Origin of the sequence: Streptomyces sp. PR69 (assembly GCF_026420845.1) — a bacterium.
Taxonomy (GTDB): Bacteria; Actinomycetota; Actinomycetes; order Streptomycetales; family Streptomycetaceae; genus Streptomyces.
The window spans coordinates 49,441-68,972 of the sequence record NZ_JAOWCB010000012.1 but is presented as its reverse complement, the minus strand read 5'-3'; the positions used below and the strand labels follow the sequence as shown (position 1 = coordinate 68,972).

At 70.8% G+C, this 19,532-nt stretch carries 16 protein-coding genes, 1 tRNA gene and 1 pseudogene; 11 read left to right on the top strand and 7 right to left on the bottom strand.

From position 1 onward, the window contains the following. The first annotated feature begins 98 nt into the window (after positions 1-98). The 3 genes from OF819_RS14255 (at position 99) to OF819_RS14245 (ending at position 2,823) form a co-directional block, all read left to right on the top strand. Positions 99-2,057 carry a putative bifunctional diguanylate cyclase/phosphodiesterase gene (locus OF819_RS14255; protein ID WP_416370534.1) on the top strand — a complete coding sequence of 653 codons (1,959 nt, stop codon included), beginning with the start codon at positions 99-101 and terminating at the stop codon, positions 2,055-2,057. Positions 2,058-2,223: 166 nt separating this feature from the next. Further along, positions 2,224-2,616, top strand: coding sequence for a carboxymuconolactone decarboxylase family protein (locus OF819_RS14250; protein WP_267243873.1), 393 nt, complete (start codon positions 2,224-2,226; stop codon positions 2,614-2,616). Between the two features lie 6 nt (positions 2,617-2,622). Then, positions 2,623-2,823: a hypothetical protein gene (locus OF819_RS14245; RefSeq protein ID WP_267243872.1), complete on the top strand. Its 201-nt coding sequence runs from the start codon at positions 2,623-2,625 to the stop codon at positions 2,821-2,823. Between the two features lie 67 nt (positions 2,824-2,890). On the opposite strand, the gene OF819_RS14240 is transcribed toward OF819_RS14245, so the two are convergent. The 5 genes and pseudogenes from OF819_RS14240 to OF819_RS14220 all read right to left on the bottom strand — a co-directional run bounded on the left by OF819_RS14240 (position 2,891) and on the right by OF819_RS14220 (position 8,770). Further along, positions 2,891-4,606 carry a glycosyl hydrolase family 18 protein gene (locus OF819_RS14240; RefSeq protein WP_267243871.1) on the bottom strand — a complete coding sequence of 572 codons (1,716 nt, stop codon included), beginning with the start codon at positions 4,604-4,606 and terminating at the stop codon, positions 2,891-2,893. 258 nt (positions 4,607-4,864) lie between these two features. After that, a pseudogene (locus OF819_RS14235) lies at positions 4,865-5,387 on the bottom strand (hypothetical protein). 215 nt (positions 5,388-5,602) lie between these two features. Continuing rightward, the gene (locus OF819_RS14230) at positions 5,603-6,754 is read right to left on the bottom strand and encodes an RNA-guided endonuclease InsQ/TnpB family protein (RefSeq protein ID WP_267243870.1); all 1,152 of its coding nucleotides are present in this window, start codon (positions 6,752-6,754) and stop codon (positions 5,603-5,605) included. Between the two features lie 250 nt (positions 6,755-7,004). Continuing rightward, positions 7,005-7,742 (bottom strand): decarboxylase, encoded by a 738-nt coding sequence (locus OF819_RS14225; protein WP_267243869.1) that lies wholly within the window; start codon positions 7,740-7,742, stop codon positions 7,005-7,007. After that, the gene (locus OF819_RS14220; RefSeq protein ID WP_267243959.1) at positions 7,739-8,770 is read right to left on the bottom strand and encodes a decarboxylase; all 1,032 of its coding nucleotides are present in this window, start codon (positions 8,768-8,770) and stop codon (positions 7,739-7,741) included. The genes OF819_RS14225 and OF819_RS14220 overlap by 4 nt, the downstream gene beginning before the upstream one ends. 109 nt (positions 8,771-8,879) lie before the next feature. Here OF819_RS14220 and OF819_RS14215 point away from each other — a divergent pair, with 109 nt between their 5' ends. Together OF819_RS14215 and OF819_RS14210 are read left to right on the top strand one after the other, a co-directional pair. Then, positions 8,880-9,830, top strand: a complete 951-nt coding sequence (locus OF819_RS14215; protein ID WP_267243868.1) for a D-2-hydroxyacid dehydrogenase — start codon at positions 8,880-8,882, stop codon at positions 9,828-9,830. Beyond that, a complete protein-coding gene (locus OF819_RS14210; RefSeq protein WP_267243867.1) occupies positions 9,823-11,310 on the top strand; it encodes an amidase in 1,488 nt (495 codons plus the stop codon). The genes OF819_RS14215 and OF819_RS14210 overlap by 8 nt, the downstream gene beginning before the upstream one ends. Before the next feature lie 172 nt (positions 11,311-11,482). Here OF819_RS14210 and OF819_RS14205 read toward each other — a convergent pair whose 3' ends face one another. After that, complete coding sequence (locus OF819_RS14205; RefSeq protein WP_267243866.1) at positions 11,483-11,983, bottom strand: DUF3830 family protein; 501 nt, start codon at positions 11,981-11,983, stop codon at positions 11,483-11,485. Between the two features lie 42 nt (positions 11,984-12,025). Between OF819_RS14205 and ehuB the strand changes: the two genes are divergently transcribed. The 6 genes from ehuB to OF819_RS14175 all read left to right on the top strand — a co-directional run bounded on the left by ehuB (position 12,026) and on the right by OF819_RS14175 (position 16,100). After that, the gene (gene ehuB, locus OF819_RS14200; protein WP_267243865.1) at positions 12,026-12,925 is read left to right on the top strand and encodes an ectoine/hydroxyectoine ABC transporter substrate-binding protein EhuB; all 900 of its coding nucleotides are present in this window, start codon (positions 12,026-12,028) and stop codon (positions 12,923-12,925) included. After that, positions 12,922-13,596 (top strand): ectoine/hydroxyectoine ABC transporter permease subunit EhuC, encoded by a 675-nt coding sequence (ehuC, locus tag OF819_RS14195; RefSeq protein ID WP_267243864.1) that lies wholly within the window; start codon positions 12,922-12,924, stop codon positions 13,594-13,596. Before ehuB ends, ehuC begins: the two co-directional genes overlap by 4 nt. Then, positions 13,593-14,243: an ectoine/hydroxyectoine ABC transporter permease subunit EhuD gene (gene ehuD, locus OF819_RS14190; protein WP_267243863.1), complete on the top strand. Its 651-nt coding sequence runs from the start codon at positions 13,593-13,595 to the stop codon at positions 14,241-14,243. Before ehuC ends, ehuD begins: the two co-directional genes overlap by 4 nt. Then, positions 14,233-15,012 (top strand): ectoine/hydroxyectoine ABC transporter ATP-binding protein EhuA, encoded by a 780-nt coding sequence (gene ehuA / locus OF819_RS14185; protein WP_267243862.1) that lies wholly within the window; start codon positions 14,233-14,235, stop codon positions 15,010-15,012. Before ehuD ends, ehuA begins: the two co-directional genes overlap by 11 nt. 165 nt (positions 15,013-15,177) lie before the next feature. Further along, positions 15,178-15,939, top strand: coding sequence for an IclR family transcriptional regulator (locus tag OF819_RS14180; RefSeq protein WP_267243861.1), 762 nt, complete (start codon positions 15,178-15,180; stop codon positions 15,937-15,939). A gap of 84 nt (positions 15,940-16,023) precedes the next feature. Continuing rightward, positions 16,024-16,100 (top strand) — tRNA-Lys (locus OF819_RS14175). 67 nt (positions 16,101-16,167) lie between these two features. Here the strand turns inward: OF819_RS14175 and OF819_RS14170 are convergent. Next, positions 16,168-19,521, bottom strand: coding sequence for an amidohydrolase family protein (locus OF819_RS14170; RefSeq protein ID WP_267243958.1), 3,354 nt, complete (start codon positions 19,519-19,521; stop codon positions 16,168-16,170). Positions 19,522-19,532: the final 11 nt, after the last annotated feature.

Genomic DNA, 19,532 nt, shown 5'->3' with positions numbered 1-19,532 from the left:
CTATGCTCGGCACAATTTCCCCCAGTTCGACCTGGCCAGCCTTTCCCGACCCCATGTGAACGGCCCTGTACGACTCAACTGCACTGCGGGAGTGAGCGGTGAGCGGATTCTCCGAAGGACCAGGGACGGCGGGAGTCGCAGTGCCCGTCGGCACGCTGATTTCAGTGACAGAGAGTGGCGAGGAGCGGCAGACCCGGGCGGCCGGCTGTCTGGCGGTCGACTGCCGCGCGGCCCAGTACCTGGCCGCCGACGGCCGGGACGCGGACCGCCGCCCGGCCGGCTCCGCGGCCGCCGACTACCGGGCCGCCTTCAACGCCGCCCATATGGCGATGGCCGTCGTCGACCACGAGGGCCTGGTGGTCTCGGCCAACGACGCGCTCGCCGCGCTGCTCGACGCCGAGCCGCCCGCCCTCGAAGGCCGGTGCGCGGCCGAACTGGTCGACGTCGCCTCTGACGGGCGCACCTGGCACGCCTACCGCGAGGTCCTGCGCGGCCGCCGCTCCCGGTTCCGCTGCACCCGCCGCCTCAAGTACCCGGACGGCCGCCCTCTGTGGGCCGAGATCACGGTGACCCCCATGGCCGGCGACGGCCGTACGGTCCTGCTGTCCGTCGCCGACATCAGCGACCGGCGGGAGCTGCGCGCCCGGCTGCGCCACCTCCAGATGCACGACCAGGTGACCCGGCTGGCCAACCGCACGCTGTTCTTCGAGCGGCTCACGGCGGCGCTGGAGTCATCGGCGTACGACGAGGGGTCCACGGGCCGGATCGGGCTGTGCTACCTGGATCTCGACGGCTTCAAGGCGGTCAACGACACCCTCGGCCACCGGGTCGGCGACCGGCTGCTCGCCGCGGTCGCCGCACGGCTGTCGGAGTGCGCGGCGGCCGCGGGGGGCGGCCAGGGCCGCCGGGGTGAGTCAGGCGCCCACCGGGGCGAAGGGCGCGGCAGGGGCGGCCCGGGCGGCGGGCACCTCGCGGCCCGGCTCGGCGGCGACGAGTTCGCGATCCTCGTCGAGGACTCGACGGGCACGGAACAGCTCGCCGACCTCGCCAGGACCGTGCTCGCCGCGCTGCAGCAGCCGTTCGACCTCGCCGGCCAGCGGCTGTCGCTCTCCGCCTCGATCGGAGTCGTGGAGCGCCCGGTGGCGGGCACCTCCGCCACCGGGCTGATGCAGGCCGCGGACACCACCCTGTACTGGGCCAAGGCGGACGGAAAGGCCCGCTGGACCTTCTTCGACCCCGAACGGAACGCGCACCGGATGACCCGTCAGGCGCTCGCCTCGACGCTGCGTCCCGCGGTGGAGCGGGGCGAGTTCGAGCTGGAATACCAGCCGTTGGTGGGCCTTGCGGACGGGGTCGCGCACGGGGTGGAGGCGCTGGTTCGCTGGCGGCATCCGCAGTTCGGCACGCTGACGCCGAATCGGTTCATCGGAATTGCCGAAGAGGACGGGTCGATCGTCCAGCTCGGGCAGTGGGTGCTGCGGACCGCCTGTCGGCAGGCGAAGCGGTGGCAGGAAGACCATCCGGAGGCGCCCCCGCTGTTCGTCAGCGTCAATGTGGCGGTGCGCCAGGTGTGGGACTCCGACCTGGTCGCGGATGTGGCGGGGATCCTGGCGGAGACCGGGCTCGCGCCGCATCTGCTCCAGCTGGAGCTGACCGAGTCCGCGGTGATGGGTTCCGCGGGCCGCCCGCTCCAGGCGCTCCAGGCGCTCAGCGACATGGGGGTGCGGATCGCCATCGACGACTTCGGGACCGGGTACTCGAATCTGGCGTATCTGAGCCGGCTGCCGGTGTCCGCGCTGAAGCTCGACGGGTCCTTCGTCCGCGGCTTCCAGGACGAGGCGCACCCGAACCCCGCCGACGAGACGATCGTCGAGGCGATGGTGGACCTCGCGCACCGGCTGGGGCTGACGGTGACCGCGGAGTGCGTCGAGACGGCGGGGCAGGCGGAGCGGCTGCGGCGCATCGGCTGTGACACCGGGCAGGGCTGGCTGTACTCCAGGGCCGTCGCCCCGGAGCACATCGACCATATGATCGGCGCGGTCCCGCTCCCGGTCTGAGACCGGCCTCAAAGCCCCCGTCTCCCCGCTCCCGGCTCCCGGCTCCGTCTCCCGGCCCCCGTCTCCTGTCCGGCCCCTCTGAGGGGGTATATCCCGTCACGATATGGATCTATGGTGAGAAAAGGGGGTGCTGTGCACGGCTCGGCTGGGAGAGGAAGTGGTCACCATGGCCGGCCGGAACCGCGGAGAGATCGAGTCCGAGATCAAAGAGACCCTGGGACTCGTTCCCGCCTTCTTCGCCGAGATCCCCGACAGCCTGCTTGAGGCCGAATGGGAGATCTTCAAGACCCTGGAGCTGGGTGAGACGCTCATCCCGAACAAGTACAAGGAGCTGATCGGCCTCGCCATACACTCCGAGACCAAGTGCCGCTACTGCACGCTGTTCCACACCGAGGCAGCGAAGATGTTCGGCGCCACGGACGAGGAGATACAGGAAGCCGTCCACTACGCCAAGAACAGCCTCGGCTGGAGCGCCTACCTCAACGGCATGCGCGTGGACTACGACGGCTTCGTCCAGGAGCTGAACCAGATCAAGGACTACCTCAGCGCGAAGGCCTGACCCGCGATGGTCCTCGACTGGGCGCGCCCCGGGGTGCTGAACATCACCTCGCACGCATATGAGTTCGCAGCCCTGGTCGCCGCGGCGCGGTATGTGGCCGAGGCCGCCCCTGCGGACATCCCGCCCGAGGCGCTGCGGCAGCTCAGGGGCATCCTCGACGACTACGACACCCAGATGGCGCGCCTGCGCGACGGCGCGCCCGGCTGACGCACACCGCCCCCGCCCGGTCCTCCGGGCGGGGGCGGCGGCCTGCGGGAGGCGGCAGACCGTGGGATCAGCAGGCGCCGAGGTCCTCCCAGACGCCCCATTCACCGGTGGTCCCGGGCTCCTCGCCCTGTGTCCACCACTTGGCGCGCCAGGTGTGGCCGGCGTGGGACACCTTCATGTCCGCCGTATACACGGCACCGGCACTCCATGCCTCGGCCGTGCAGCCGGACGGCGGGTCCGTCGGCGTCGGCGTAGGAGTGGGAGTCGGGGTGGGGGTGGGGGTCGGCGTGGGGGTGGGGGTAGGGGTCGGGTCCGGGGAGTCGCCGACCGCCGCGACGATCTCGTTGAACAGCGTGGTGTTCGCGTCCAGGCCCAGCAGCGAGTACATCATCGCGCCCGCGAGCCCGCGGCTGTGGGCGTAGTCGGCGCGGGCCTGGACGGCCCGCTTGTCGAGCCCGGTGAAGAACTCCCCGTCCTTGTAGAAGTACGCGGCCTTCGCCTCGTCGTCCCAGAACGTCGTCGCCGGGTTGTCGACGATGCCCCCCAGCTCCTTGTAGTGCGCGATGCCCGCCTGCTGACTGACCGGCCGGGCGGCGGAGGCGCCGGTGGCGGACTGGGCCAGGCCGCCGCCCGCCCCGGCGGGGACGCCCTTCCAGCCGCGGTAGTAGAACTCGTACCCCAGCGTCAGCTTGTCCGCGGGGAAGCCGCCCGCGATGCCGTAGGCCGCGTTGCCGTCGATCCACGCGTCGATGGCGTTGTCGATCGAGTACTTCTGGTCCCCCGGCGCGATCGGGTCCGTCGGGTCGGACGCCGGCGAGTACAGCGGGGACTGGTGGTAGGTCGGCCCGTCCGCGTCCCAAGCGCCGTGCATGTCGTACGTCATGATGTTCGCGTAGTCGAGATACGCGCCGATCTTGTCGGTCTCGATGTGCCTGATCTTGTCCTGGCCGGCCGGGAGCGCCGCGGTGAGCAGATATTTCTTACCGCCGTGTGCCGCGCCGTACGCATCGAGCTGCTGGCGGAACTCGGCCAGCAGGAGGGTGAAGTTCCGCTTGTCCTCGGGGCCGTAGTGGTTGCCGAGGTGGCCACCGTCCGAGCCCGGGTACTCCCAGTCGATGTCGATGCCGTCGAAGATCCCGGCGGCGGCGCCGGGCCCGCCGAAGCCGCCCTCGACCGGCAGATCGCCGTCCAGGTACTGCTTGATGCAGGACGAGACCAGCTTCTTGCGGCTGGCGTCGGTCTTCGCCGCGTCATGGAAGTACTTGGAGTAGGTCCAGCCGCCCAGCGAGATATTGATCTTCAGATGCGGGCGCTTCGCCTTCAGCTTCTTGAACTGGTTGAAGACGCCGGCGATCGGCTGGTCCCATTTGTCGGCCACGCCGTCGACGCTGTCGGCCGCGGAGAACGACTTCTGATAGTCGGCGTAGGAGTCGCCCGCGCCGTCACCCGCGTTGGGGTTGTTGTCGTCCCCCGCCGCCTTGTTGGCCATAAAGCAGGTGAGGTCGGTGGGGTGAATGTTGCCGAAGGAGTAGTTGATGACGTCCAGCTTCTCCGCGATGCCCCGGGTGTCCAGGTGCTTCGGGTAGAAGGCGTTGCCGTACACGCTCCACTGGTCGTAGTAGGCGATCTTGACACCGCCGGAGGCCGCGGCGGAGGCCGCGGAGGCGGCGTCCGCCGCGCCGGCGGTGCCCGTGGCGGCGAATCCGGCCACGGTGCCCGCGGCGAGCGCCGCGGTCGTCAGGGCCGCGAGTAGGGGTCTGCGGGAGCGTTTATGGGCACGCACGTGCTGCCTCCGGGGGTTGCGCGGAACGGGTGGTCTCCCACGGGAGTTGGAAGAGTGATAGCGATCCGGCCAACCGCGCGTCAATGGTCTGAACCAAATTGAGGACTAGACCAATCTGAAAGGAAACGCGCTCGTCAGAGGCGTGGGCACCGCGAACGAACCGCTCGCCACCTCGGTGACGAGCGGTTTAAGGATCTATTAAGCGCCGGGGACGCGTGCGGTCCTGGCTTGAACCAATCCTGCGGGGAAACCCAGGTTTTACCTTCCGGGCGCCTCCTCCGGCAGCCCGCCGGCGTCCGGCAGCCCGTACGCGTCCGCGATCAGCTCATAGCTGCGCACCCGCTCCTCGCCCCCGTGGACATTGGCGGTGATCATCAGCTCATCCGCGCCGGTGCGCTTCTGCAGCTCGTCCAGCCCGGCGCGGAGACGCCGATCAGCGCGTACGGGGCGTCGAGCACGGCCGAGGGCCGGAAGTTCTCCCGGCACAGATCGAGCGCTGGGATCGTGTTGCGCGCCGAGAAGTGGTGCAGCCAGAGAGGTCGGCGTGCGGCGGGGCCCTGCACCGGCCCGGGAACCGCGTGGATACGGGCATAGGGGTGCCTGTCGGGGAAGTCGTCGTCGAGGAGGAGGCGACGCCCGGCATGGAGTGGTGCTCGGCGACCCAGTGGCGGCGATAGCCGCGCCGCTCGGCGAGCCGGGCGATCCGCACGCTGGTCGCGAGGGCCGCGGACGCGCTGCCGCCGCCGCTGACCGTGACCAGATCCAGTACGGGCAGGGGCACGGGGGCGACGCCGTATGCCCGTCGGCGACTCTGCGGCCCCTGCCGTCTCTGCGGCGTCCACCGGTGGCGCCCTCCTGCGCTTGTGGTGCGTCTGACATCCTCCTGGGCCTGAAGGCCCGGGGTTCCAGTCTGCTGCGGGTGCAGCTCCTGGCGGGTTCCTGTTTCAACGAGCGCTGCTTCCGCTTGGGAAGTCTTACGTGCCCTCCGCAGGCGTTTTACCTCTCGGCGTGTCCCGCCGCGAGGAGTGCGCGCCCTTCGGCGCGAAGGTTGATCTCGGCGTTTTCGTCCCGGTCGTGGGCGGCTCCGCAAGAGCATGTCCAGTGCCGGATTTTGAGTCCTTCCTGTCCCTTGGGTCCTTCGATGCTTCCGCAGACGGAGCACTTCTGGGTGGAGGGGAACCAGCGCGATACCTTGACGAAGCCGCGCCCGTACCGGGCGCATTTGGCCTCCAGGGTGTGGGCGAACATGCCCAGGCTCTGGTCGTGGACGGACTTGCCGCGCTTGCCCTTGGCGGTCGCCATGCCCTTCACGTTCAGGTCCTCCAGGTACACGGCTTGGCTCTCGCGCGTGATTCTGGTGGTGTGCTGTTCGATGAAGTCGCGCCGCTGGTCCGCGATGCGCGCATGGATCTTCGCTACGGCGAGCCTGGCTTTGCGCCGGTTCGCTGAGCCCTTCTGGGCACGGGACAGCTTGCGCTGGGCGCGGCGGAGCTTCTTGGCCTGACGCCGGAAGAACTTCGGGGAAGTGATCTTCCGCCCGCGCAGCACCGCGTAGGAGGCGAGGCCCAGGTCGATCCCGGTATCCGTCTCCTCAAGGTCCAGGGCGGGAAGCGGCTTGTCGTCGGTCTCGACCACGAACGAGGCGAAATAGCGGCCCGCCGCGTCCTTGATGACCGTGACCGACGAAGGTTCGGACGGCAGCGGGCGCGACCAGCGCACCCTCACCTCACCCAGCTTGGCGATGAACAACCGCCCGTTGTCGCGCAGCGCGAACCCGTTGCGGGTGAACCTGAGCGTCTGACGCCCGGACTTCTTCTTCCGCTTCGGATGACCGACCTTCGGCCCCTGCCGCAGGCCCTTCTTCGACGCGAAGAAGTTCCGGTACGCCGCGTGCAGATCACCCAGGGACTGCACCAGCGCAACGGACGGGGCCTCCTTCAGCCACTGGCGTTCCGGCGTCTTCTTCGCCGCCGTGATGACCAGCTTCTGCAACTGGGCGTCGGTGATGAACGGCTCCCCGTTCTTGTACGCCTCAGACCGCAGCCTGCGCCCGTCGTTGTAGACCACGCGGGCACAGCCGAAGAAGCGGGCCAGGTCACGGCACTGCTGACTGGTCGGATAGATCCGCTCGTTGTAGCGCAGCTTCATGGCACACCTCCCCGGACTGGCCGGAAACGATCTACGAGAACGCTACCCTAACGAGCTGACAATTGTCACATCATGGTTGCGGATTCGCCTGCGGGCCGGAACCGGCCCAACCTCGCCCTGAAGGACGGGGCTTGCGGCCTTCACTCACTGGTCAGGCCTGGCATGTGCCGGACCAGACAACAGGAGGCATCCTCCGGTTATTCCCGCGCTCCGGTCAGTCCGCGCGCTCCGGTCACCCCCCGCGCTTCGCTCAGTCGCCGCGCTCCAGGTGCTCCGGGCGGGCGAACAGCAGCCCCAGACCGTCCCCCCAGGCCTTCCGGTCGGCCAGCCGCAGGCCCTCCCACACGGTCACCTGGTTGGCCGTCAGCACCGGTTTGCCCAGGGTCTCCTCCAGCTCGTCCAGATACGCGGCGGTGTGCAGGGCGGTGTCCGGCATCAGCACCGCCTCGGCATCCGGATGGTCGCCCGTGCGCGCCAGCTCAAGGACCTGCTCCCGTCCCCAGGCACCGACCTCCTCGGCGGTGATGACGCCGCTCGCGCGATTGCCGACCACCTCGGCCCCGGATGCCTTGAGGAAGTCGGTGAACAGATCCGTCACATCCTGCGGATAGGTGGCGGCGACGGCCACCCGCCGTACGCCCAGCTCCCGCACGGCGTGGGCGAAGGCGAAGGAGGTGCTGGAGGCCGGCAGGCCCGCGGCCCGGGCGAGCGAGCGGATCTGGTCATGGGCGCCCTCCCACCCGTACACAAAGCTGCCGCTGGTGCACGCCCACACCACCGACTCGGCGCCCTGCAGACGCAGCTCCTCCACCCGCGCGGCCAGCCGCTCGGCCGAACCCATCTCCAGCAGCGCGTCGACCCGGTGCGCGTCCTCGCCGATGTCGGTGTGGAGGACGGCCAGTCTGATGTCGCTGTCGAGCAGCACCTCGATGCGGGGGTAGTCGTCCTCGGCGGAGTGCCCGGGATAGAGAAGCCCGACGATCGTCATGCCCAGCCTTCCTGTTCATCGGTCGGAGTCGGCGGAAACGGCGGAAGCTGCGAGGGGTCGGCCTGCGGGTCGGCCGGACCGGCCGGGGCCGCCGCGGAGGCGGCCGGGGCGATGGGCGGCACGGGAGGCACGGGAGGCACCGGAGGCAGGGGAGGCACGGGAGGCAGGGGAGGCGTCGCCTCGGGGCTCCCCAGCTCGTCCAGGCCGGCCTCGAAGCCCGCCTCCAGGCTCTCGTCCAGCCGCACCTCCAGGCCGTCCTCCAGCCGCGCCTCCAGGGGGCTCTGCGGCCGCGGCTCCGGCTGGATCAGCAGCTGCTGGTACGGGCCGACGGCGTGCACCCCGACCCGGCGCAGCGCGGCCCACATCGTCACCTGGTTGGCGGAGAGCACCGGCATGCGCAGCTCGGCCTCCAGCTGCGGGATGGCGTCGTACGTCGGCAGATTCGTACAGCTGATGAAGAGCGCGTCGGCCGCGCCCACCACCGCCTGTCGCGCCATGTCCACCACCGAGCGGTACGGAACCTTCCAGATGTGCCGGGTCAGCCCGAGAAAGGCGCGGCCCGTGACCGTTACCCCGGCCTCGCCCAGATACTCCTCCAGGGACCGGGTCACCGACTCCGTATAGGGGGTGACCAGGGCTATGCGACGGGCGCCCAGCTCATCGAGGGCTTCGAGCAGGGCTCCGGAGGTGGTCACCGACGGCACGTCCCCCGCGGAGCTCATCGCCTCGACCATCGCGCGCTCCCCCGCCAGACCGCCGACGAAGCTGCCGGAGGTACAGGCATAGGCCACCACTTCCGGCTCCGTTTCGCCGAGCGCCCGGACAGCCTCGCACAGCGTCTCGTGCTCGCTCACCACACGGGCCAGGTCGAGGGAGACCTCCACCGGGACGTAGGGGGTGCGGGTCAGGCGCAGCGAGACGTCGTCGGGGACCCAGCGCCATAGCTCCCGGTCCAGCGCAAAATCGAACGGGGCGACCACGCCGACGCCGCGCTGCGGCTGTGGTCCGCCGAGAAAGGAGACTTCCAGGGAGACGTCCATCGCAGGCCCCCTTTGACGTGTTGTTGACGACGGTAGGTTCGGGTGCAAGCGTGGGTCAATCCGTACATCTACGACGTTACGAAACGGCTTCCGCTTGATGTCCGAACCCACCCTTCTCGTGCTCGACGCCGACCCCTCTCCGCGGCTCGGCCGACTGGCCGGACGGGTCCGCGTGCAGTACGCGGACGAGGAGAGCCTCGCCTCCCAACTCCCCCATGCCGACGTGCTGTTGGTGTGGGACTTCACCTCTGACGCGGTGCGCCGCGCCTGGCCGGGCGAAGGACCGAGACCGCGCTGGGTGCACACCCCGAGCGCGGGTGTGGACCGGCTGCTCTGCCCCGAGCTGATCGATTCCGATACGGTCCTCACCAATGCGCGGGGGATCTTCGACCGGCCGATCGCCGAATATGTGGCCGCACTGGTCCTGGCCATGGCCAAAGATCTGCCGGGAACGCTGGAGCTCCAGCGCCAGCGGCGCTGGCGGCACCGCGAGGGGCTGCCGGTCGCGGGCACCCGGGCGGCGGTCGTGGGCGCCGGCCCGATCGGGCGCACGGTGGCCGAGTGCCTGCGGGCGCTTGGAGTCGAGACGGCGGTTGTGGGGCGTACCGCACGCCCCGGCGTGCACGCCGGGGAGGATCTGGACCGGGTGCTCACCCGCGCGGACTGGGTGGTGTGCGCGGCGCCGCTCACCGACACGACGCGCGGGATGTTCGACGCGCGCCGGTTCGCGCTGATGCAGCCGTCCACGCGGTTCATCAATGTCGGCCGGGGGCCGCTGGTCGACCAGGACGCCCTGGTCGCCGCGCTCAAGGAGCGGCGGCTGGCGGGCGCGGCGCTGGATGTCTTCGAGACGGAGCCACTGCCGCCGGACAGCGAGCTGTGGGATGTGCCGGGGCTGCTGGTGTCACCGCATATGAGCGGGGACACGGTGGGCTGGCGGGACCGGCTGGGCGAGCAGTTCGTGGAGCTCTTCGAGCTGTGGGAGGCGGGAAAGCCACTGCCGAACGTGGTGGACAAGAAACGTGGGTACGTCCCCATGCATGACTGATCCGCACACGCCGCAGACCCCGCACACGCCGCAGACCCCGCAGACCCCGCGGACGCCGGAGACCTCCCGGCCCGCCCGGTCCTCGTCCCTCGCCGATCTCACCGCACGCCAGTTGCTGGCCGGCTACGAGCGGGGCGACTTCTCGCCCGTCGACGCCGTGCGCGCCGTGCTGGAGCGCATCGAGACCGTGCAGCCGCTCGTCAACGCCTTCGTCCGGGTCGACGCCGAGCAGGCGCTCGCCCAGGCGGAGGCGTCGGCGGCGCGCTGGCGCGAGAAGCGGACCCGGGGGCTCCTCGACGGGGTGCCCGTGACCGTCAAGGACATCCTGCTGCAGCGCGGCGGGCCGACTCTGCGCGGCTCGCTCGCCGTGAGCCGCGAGGGCCCCTGGGACGAGGACGCGCCGTCGGTGGCGCGGCTGCGCGAGCACGGCGCGGTGCTCCTCGGCAAGACGACAACGCCGGAGTTCGGCTGGAAGGGCGTCACCGACTCACCGCTGAGCGGGGTGACACGCAACCCGTACGACCCGGGCCGCACCGCCGGCGGCTCCAGCGGCGGCAGCGCGGCGGCGGTGGCGCTGGGCGCGGGGCCGCTGTCGCTGGGCACGGACGGCGGGGGGTCGGTGCGCATCCCCGCCTCCTTCTGCGGCGTCTTCGGCCTGAAGCCCACATACGGGCGGGTGCCGCTGTACCCCTCCAGCCCCTTCGGGACGCTCGCCCATGTCGGGCCCCTGGCCCGGGACGCGGCGGACGCGGCGCTGCTGCTGGACGTGATCAGCGGGGCGGACTGGCGCGACTGGTCCCAGCTGGGGCCCACGCCGAGTCTGCGCGGCACGCTCGCTGAGGGCGTCAAGGGGCTCCGGATCGGCTACTCGCCCTCCTTCGGCGGCCAGGTGCCGGTGCGCCCGGCGGTCGCCTCCGCGGTACGGCGGGCGGTGGAGGCCCTGGCGGAACTGGGCGCGTACATCGAGGAGTCCGACCCCGACCTCGCCGAGCCGACGGAGGCCTTCCACACCCTGTGGTTCAGCGGGGCGGCCCGGCTGGTGCAGCACTTCGGGACCGGGCAGCGGGAGGTGCTGGACCCCGGGCTGCGCGAGATCTGCGAGGCCGGCGCGCGGTACAGCGCGCTGGAGTATCTGGCGGCGGTGGACGAGCGGATGGCGCTCGGCCGGCGGATGGGCCGCTTCCACACCTCGTACGACCTGCTGGTCACCCCGACCCTGCCGATCACCGCCTTCGAGGCGGGCGCCGAGGTCCCGGCCCACTCGGGCCACCACCGCTGGACGGGCTGGACGCCCTTCACCTACCCCTTCAACCTCACACAGCAGCCTGCGGCGAGTGTGCCGTGCGGGGTGGATGAGGACGGGTTGCCGATTGGGGTGCAGGTGGTGGGGGCGAGGCATGGGGATGGGGTGGTGATGCGGGGGGCGCAGGCGCTGTATGAGGCGGGTGTGACGGCGATTCCCCGTCCGGGGGAGGTGTAGGGCCGCCTGCGGCGCTTGTCCCCTCCCCGCCCCTTCCCGAAACTGGGGGCTCCGCCCCCCAGACCCCCGTACGGCCTGAAGGCCGTGTCCTCAAACGCCGGACGGGCTGGATTCTCCAGCCCCGCCGGCGATTGAGGCGCGGGGGTCCGGGGGCGGAGCCCCCGGGAGGCAGTCAGGCGCGGCGGAAGCTCAGCGTCTCGCCCCGCGCCCCCGCCCGCCACAGGTCCTGGCACGCGTCGGCCATCCGGTCGAGTCCGTCGACCACCGCGCCCCACACGATCCCCGGCACCCACCCCATGTCGCCGTTGAGCAGCAGGTTGTTGCGCTCGTAGAAGAGGGCGAGGTCGACGACCGTGGGGCGGCCTCGGTGGGCGGCCGCGTCGCCGTAGCCGTAGGAGGCCGTGCCGAGCTGCACATCGGTGAAGGTGAAGTAGCACAGGTCGCCCGGAATGGGCGTCACGGTGGGGTTCTCCAGCGGGGGTTCGGTCTCGGCGAAGGCCGGGAGCAGGGCGTAGATCTCATTGCGGGCGTACTTGGCGTGGTAGACGTCCCCGGCCAGCGGCAGCGCGTCCCAGACCGCCGCGGATGTCAGGGGGGCCTTGTCATCGAGGAGCCGAGCGGTGCACTCAACTCCGCGCTTGTCGAGGGCTACGGTCACATATCGGTCGGCCATCCTCTACGCATACCCTGCTCACGGCCGGGTAGCCGCGCGCCCATGGCTCGAACACGAGGAACAGGATCGCGGGAAACAGGTGTGCTCCGCAGACGCTCCCTGCTGCTCGGCTCCGCCGCCCTCGGCGCGCTCGGCGTCGCGGGCGCGACGGCCGGTTGCAGCCGGGTGTCGTCGGGTGATGCGCTGGGCCGGCTGAAGTCGCAGGGCACCGTACGGCTGGGCATCGCCGGCGAGGTGCCCTACGGCTATGTCGACGAGCAGGGCGAGTTCACCGGGGAGGCTCCGGAACTCGCCAAGGTGATCTTCCAGCGCCTGGGCATCGACTCCGTGCAGCCGGTCGCCACCGACTTCGCCTCGCTCATCCCGGGGCTCAACTCCCAGCAGTTCGACGTGGTCTCGGCCGGGATGTACATCAACCCGGACCGGTGCGAGCAGGTGATCTTCTCGGACCCCGAGTACCAGATGCTCGACTGCTTCATCGTCCGCAAGGGCAACCCCAAGGGGCTGCACTCCTACGAGGACGTCGTGCGCACGAAAGCGAGGTTCGGCACCGGCACCGGGTATGCGCAGATCGGCTATGCGGTGGCCAACGGCTATCCGGAGGAGGACATCGTCATCCTCCAGGACCAGGTGGCGGGGCTGAACGCGGTCGAGGCCGGCCGTATCGACGCCTTCGCCGCCACGCCGCTGACCGCCCGCGGAGTGGTGAAGAACAGCAGCAAGGCGGAGGCCACGGAGCCGTTCGCCGCCGTCGTGGACGGCGAGGAGCAGATCGACGGCGGCGCCTTCGCCTTCCGCCCCACGGACACCGAGCTGCGCGACGCCTTCAATGTCGAGATCCACAAGATGAGGAAGAGCGGCGAGCTCTTCCGGATACTCAAGCGGTTCGGCTTCACGGAGAACGAGATGACCACCCTCACTGCCGAGGAGCTGTGCCGATGACAGCGGGACTCTGGCAGAACTGGGTGCTGCCCGGCATCTGGATCACCATCCAGCTGCTGGTCTACAGCGCTGCGCTGGCCGCGGTCGTCGCCTTCGGCGTCGGCATGGCACGCACCCACAGCTCACGTTTCGTCCGCTTCCTGGCGGGCTTCTACACCGAGGTCTTCCGCGGCACCTCCGCCCTGGTGCTGATGTTCTGGCTGTTCTTCGTGGTGCCTCCGCTGCTGGGCTGGCAGCTGGTGCCGATGTGGGCTGCGGTGCTGGCCCTCGGTCTCTCCTACGGCGCATACGGCGCCGAGATCGTCCGCGGCGCGCTGAACTCCGTCGCTCCCGCTCAGCGCGAGGCGGGGGTCGCGCTCAGCTTCACCCCCTGGCAGCGGATGCGGCTGATCCTGCTGCCGCAGGCCGTCCCCGAGATGATGCCGTCCTTCTGCAATCTGCTCATCGAGCTGCTCAAGGGCACGGCGCTGGTGTCGCTGCTGGGCGTGGGCGATGTGTCGTTCGCCGCGTATCTGGTGCGGCTGGCCACCCAGGAGAGCGCCCAGATCTACACGATCGTGCTGGTCATCTACTTCGTGCTGGCCTTCCTTGTGACCCGGTCCATGAAGGCGCTGGAGAACAAGACCAAGCGGAACGTCGGCATCAGTGTGGCAGGAGGCGCGTCCAAGTGAACTGGGACTGGTCCGCGATCGCGGACTTCATGCCGCGCTTCTGGGACGGCGTGCTGGTCACGCTGCAGATCCTGGTGCTCGGCTCGCTGATCTCCTTCACGCTCGGCCTGGTCTGGGCGATCGGGTTCCGGGCGCCGACCCGCTTCATCCGGTGGCCGGTGCATGTCTTCACGGAGTTCATCCGCACCACCCCGCTGCTGGTGCAGCTGTTCTTCCTGTACTTCGTGCTGCCGGAGTGGGGCGTGCAGTTCTCCGCGCTGACCACCGGCACGATCGCCATCGGCCTGCACTACTCGACGTACACGGCCCAGGTCTACCGGGCGGGCATCGACGCCGTGCCCGTCGGCCAGTGGGAGGCGGCCACCGCGCTGAGCCTGCCCGCCCACCGCACCTGGATCGCGGTGATCCTGCCGCAGGCGATCCGGCGGATCACCCCGGCGCTCGGCAACTACGTCATCGCGATGCTCAAGGACACTCCGCTGCTCGCCGCGATCGGCGTGCTGGAGATGCTGCAGCAGGCTCGGCTGGAGAGCGCCCAGACGTTCCAGTACACCGAGCCGCTGACCTTGATCGGCATCGCCTTCATCCTCATCGCCTACCCGGCTTCTCTTCTCGTACGAGCCCTGGAGCGCCGCCTTGTCCGCTGACACCGCATCCGAGACGACCGACACGACTGCCGCCAAGCCGCTGATCCGCTTCGAGAATGTGACGAAGCGCTTCGGCGAGAACACCGTGCTGGACAATCTGTGTTTCTCGGTGCAGCCCGGGAAGCATGTGACCCTGATCGGCCCTTCCGGCTCCGGAAAGACCACGATCCTGCGGCTGCTGATGACTCTCGCCTCTCCCGACGAAGGCACGATCGAGGTCAACGGCAGACACCTCTATCCGGCCGCGGAGAAGGAGCGCCGGGAGGCCCGCAAGCAGATCGGCATGGTGTTCCAGCAGTTCAATCTGTTTCCCAATATGACCGCGCTGCGCAATATCACCGAGGCGCCGGTGCGGGTGCTCGGCCTGTCGCGGGACGAGGCGGAGGCGCGCGCCAAGGAGCTGCTGGAGATGGTCGGCCTGGGCGACCGCTGCGACGCCAAGCCGACACAGCTTTCCGGAGGGCAGCAGCAGCGGGTGGCGATCGCCCGGGCGCTGGCGATGCGGCCGCAGGTGCTGCTGCTGGACGAGGTGACCTCGGCGCTCGACCCGGAGCTGGTCGCCGGCGTCCTCGATGTGCTGCGGGACATCGCGCACTCGACCGACATCACCATGCTGTGCGTCACCCATGAGATGAATTTCGCCAGGGACATCTCGGACGAGGTTCTCATGTTCGACGCCGGGAGGGTGATCGAATCCGGATCGCCAGAGAAAATCTTTTCCGATCCGGAGCAGGAACGCACACGCGAGTTCCTCAGCGCAGTGCTCTGACCTGTCATTCCGCAAGCAAGTTTGTCTCTGGCATATGCCGGAGAGATGCGCCCCAGCGTATAGCGCTGGGGCGCCTCATCATTTGCGCCAACAGCCGCCCACGAAGCGGCTCTTGGCCGCTATCGTGGTACGGAAGCTTGCGGTCACAACCTTGTAGGGGGAACCGTGGCGCTGAAGCCCGAGCCGCCGACCGCGCCGTTCCACTCGGTGCAGTACGTCCTGCGCGTTCTGGAGACGATCTCCAAGCACAGCGGCGGAGTCACCGATGTCCAGATCGCGCGCGAGACAGGTCTGCCGACCGGCCACCTCGCGCCGATGCTGGCCATGCTGCGCCACGAGAACTATGTGGAGCAGGTCGCGGACGGCGCGTATGTGATCGGCGACTCCCTCATCCTGCTGGGTTCCGGCGCGACCCGGCAGCAGGCGCTGGAGGCCAAGCTCCAGGACACCCTGGCCGAACTGCGCGACTCGGTGGGTGCGGCGGTCTACATCAGCCGCTATATCGACGGCGAGGTGAAGATCACCCAGTATGCCGACGGGCCGCGCGCCCCGAAGGTGAACGAGTGGGTGGACTTCCGCTCGGCGGCCCATGCGAGCGCGGTCGGCAAGTGCCTCCTCACCCAGCTCGACATCAACGGCCGTCGCGACCACCTCTCCCGTCACAAGATCGCCCGGCTCACCTCGCGCACGATCACCAGCGAGAAACTGCTCTTCTCCAAGCTGGACGCACAGCCGCCGACCGTCCCCGTGCTGGACCTCCAGGAGTACGCCGTGGGCACGGTCTGCGCCGCCGTCCCGCTGACGGCGGGCGCGGCGGTGGGCTGTCTGGCGCTGTCCATGCCGGTCGAACACGCCCACCGGCTGCGTTCCGCGGCGGACACGCTGAACAGGCGGGCGGCGCCGGTGGTGCTGTCGCTCGCGATCTGAGCCCGCTGCATGCTCCGGGTGACGCCGGAATCCCCGGCGGTCAGGAGCACCCTTCCGGACCAGGTACTATTTACGGGTCAGCACGCGCCGCTAGCTCAGTTGGTTAGAGCAGCTGACTCTTAATCAGCGGGTCCGGGGTTCGAGTCCCTGGCGGCGCACCACTGATCCTCTGGGGCTTCTCGGTCAGCCGAGAAGCCCCAGAGGCGTTTTCGGGGCCCGGCCGGCAGGTCAGCGGCGGGTGGCGCAGCAGCCCTCCCGGTCCATCAGGGCATCGGCCGCGGCCGCCCACACCGGGAGGCCGGCCCCGCCCCGCAGGCGGCCCGTGGCACCGGAGGTGTAGCCGGCCTCCAGCTCGGCACGGGCGTGCGGGCGGCCGGCGACCACCGCATGAGTCGTCCGGGCCAGCGCGGAGAAGTCCGTGAACGGATCGCCGTCGACGATCGTGAGATCCGCCAGTTTGCCGGGCTCTGCCGTCCCGAGATCGCGGTGGGCGCCGAAGACGCGCGCCGGGGTCGCGGTCACGGTCAGCAGCGCCTCGGCCGGGGAGAAGCCATGGGCGACCAGGGCGCGCAGCCCCAGATGCAGATGGAGCCCGACCGGGGTCAGCGGGCTGTCCGTGCCCAGGGCGAGCCGGCCGCCGGCGTTCAGGACGGCACGGCAGGTGTCGAACTCACGGCGCAGCGACAGCCGCTCGATGTCGGTGGCGGGCTTCTCGGCGCGCGCCTGGACGGCCAGGACGTCCCACGGCGGCAGCATCGCGGTCACCCTCGGGTCCTCGGCCAGCTCACGGTTCTCCGCGAGGAGGGTGATCGCGCCGAACGGGGTCTCGATCAGATGGAAGCCATGGGCGTAGTTCTCCACGGTGTCCTGGTGGGTCATCCCGTAGGCGGTCATGCCATGGCCGTACTCGGCCCGCTCGGTGGCTGCCAGATGGGTGGTGAGGTCCTGGCCGGTCTGGATGCCCTGGGCGCACAGATGCGATCCGGAGCGCACGCCGAGGCGCTCATGGCCGAAACGCGCCGCCAGGCCCATGGAAGAGGCGGGGGCGCGTACATATGTCTTGACGAAGTCCCAGTCGAGGGCCGCGCCGCGGGCCAGCGAGCGGCGCAGCCCCGCCTCGGTGCGGTGGGCGCGGCCCATGCTGTAGGCGACGCGGGAGCCGTCGAGCAGTTCGCCCGTGGTCAGCAGCCGGGGCCCGGCGAGCCGGCCGGAGGCGATGTCCTCGCGCAGTCTGGCCTGCTCGTACGAGAAGCCGCCGAGCGAGACGTTCGCGGTGATGCCCCAGGCCAGGCTGACGGCGGTCTGGCGTGCGCCGTAGGTGTACTGCCAGGGGTGGGTGTGGGTGTCCCACAGGCCCGGCAGGACGGTGCTGCGCGAGGCGTCGAGGGTGCGGGCGGCGCGGCGGCCCGAGCGGTGCGGCTCGATCGCGGCGATGCGGCCGTCGCGGATCAGGATGTCCACCTCGTCGCGGGGCCGGGCCTCGCCGCCGCTGCCGACGACGCCGTCCCAGAGGCGGCCCGCGCGGACCACGGTGTCGACGGGGGCGGGGCGGCGGTAGTGCAGCCGTACGGGAACGGTGTGCGGTGCGCCCTCGGGCCGGCCGTCGCCGTCGAGACGGAGGAGCCGCAGCCGGGCGGCGGACAGATAGAGCAGCCGCCGGGAGTCGGCGGACCAGGAGGGGTGGTCGGCCGGTTCGCCGGCCAGCAGCCGGGGCGGGCCGTCCGGCGTGCCGTCGGGGCGGACCGGCAGCAGCCAGAGCGCGGACTCGCTGACGCAGGCCAGCCACCGTCCGTCCGGCGACCAGACGGGTCCGCTGGCGTACCGGTCGGAGAGGGAGGCGTGCGGGGCGAGCGGGTGGAGGGCGGACTCGCCGGTGGCGGTGTCGATGACGCGGATGAGGTTGTAGCCCTCGCGGAAGCGGCGGTTGAGGCGGTTGCGGTCACAGAGCGCGATCCGGCGGCCGTCGGGCGACCAGGTCGGCGGGCCGGGGAGTCCGCCGCCGCCGAGCGGTTCGGCGAGCACCCGCTCCCCCGCCCCGCCGCCGGAGCCGCTGAGGCCGCCGGGGCTGCCGGAGCCGCCGAGGCTTTCAGGGCTTTCAGGGTCGCCGGGGCCGCTGGGGCTGCCGGGGCTGCTGAGGTCCATGACGAGCAGACGGCCCGCCAGATCGAGGCAGGCCAGCCGGGCGCCGTCCGGGGAGACGGCTGCGTGGATGCGGCCGCCCGCGGCGACCACCGTGTCCTCGCCGGTGGCCAGATCGCGGCGGCGGACGGTGTTCAGCCCGCCCTCGCGGTCGTCGACGTACAGCAGCGCCCGCCCGTCGGGGGTCCACGCGGGCTGCTGGAGGTAGGTGTCGGGCGGGGCCTGGAGCACCTTGCAGGGGCGGCCGCCGCGGGCACTGACGTGCGCGGTCCACAGGGCGTTGAGGCTGACGAAGGCGACCGTGCGGCCGTCCGGGGAGAGCGCCGGGAGGTGGATGCCGCGCACCGGCCGGGGGCGGGCCGGTTCAAAGCCGTACTCCTTGGTGCGGTAGCGGGGACGGTCGACGGGGAGCGCGGCGGTGAACGGAACACGTGTCCCGCCGCTGTCGCGATGCGGACGGACGACGGTGAACTGCCCGTCGACCGTGAGCAGCAGCCGCTCGTCGTCCAGCCAGCGCGGCGGCGCTCCGGTGATCTCCCCGTCCACGGCGGCGGCCTCGCCGTCCACCACCAGGACGATCTTCTCGTAGCGGGTGGTCGAGCCGATGGCGCGCAGCCAGGCGAGCCGTCCGCCCGGGGAGAAGGCGGGCGTGAGCAGGTTCCCCGGCTCGGTCTCGGCGTGCTCGACCGTGACGGGGCCGCCGTCGGCGGGCACAGCCGCCAGGGCGCGGGCCGCCACGGACCTCCCCTCCGGCTCGCCCCGCACGAAGACGATCCGCGTGCCGTCCGGGGACCAGGCGGGGTCGAAGTCCTCAAAAGACGTCGACGGGCCGTCCTGGCCGGGCAGACCGTCCTGGCCGGGCAGGCCGGTGAGCCGGGTGAGACGGCCGGTGCGCACATCGGCCGTCCAGATCCGGTAGGGGCTGCCGGCGACCGGGTCGCCGCCGCGCTCGGAGGAGAACACGACGCGGGTCCCGTCGGGTGACCAGGCGGGACAGCGGTCGTCCCAGGGGCCCTCGGTGAGCCGCCGCAGCCGGGAGCCGTCCGCGGCCATGGTCCAGATGTGGAAGTGACCGTCCTGGAACGCGGCCATCGCCACCTGCCGGCCGTCCGGGGAGCAGACCGGGCGGCAGGGTTCCAGACCGGGCTCGGTCAGGGCGCGGGCGGGCGAGCCGTCGCCGGGCAGGGACCACAGGACGTTCTGCACCTCGGCGATATAGCGGCCGCCTGCGGCGGGGGCGGCCGCGCCGTTGGTGGCGGCGGTGAAGCGGAGCCGCGCGGGCCGTCTCTCGGCGACGGCGGCCGAGGCGGGGGCAGGGGCGTGGGCGGGAGCGCTTGCGGCGGCCGTGGGGGCGGCTGCGGCAGGTACGGCGTCGAGCGCGGCTGCCGCACCGGCGGCCAGGGCGGCCTGAGTGGCGGTGTGCAGAAACTGGCGGCGCGGCATCGACGGCACGG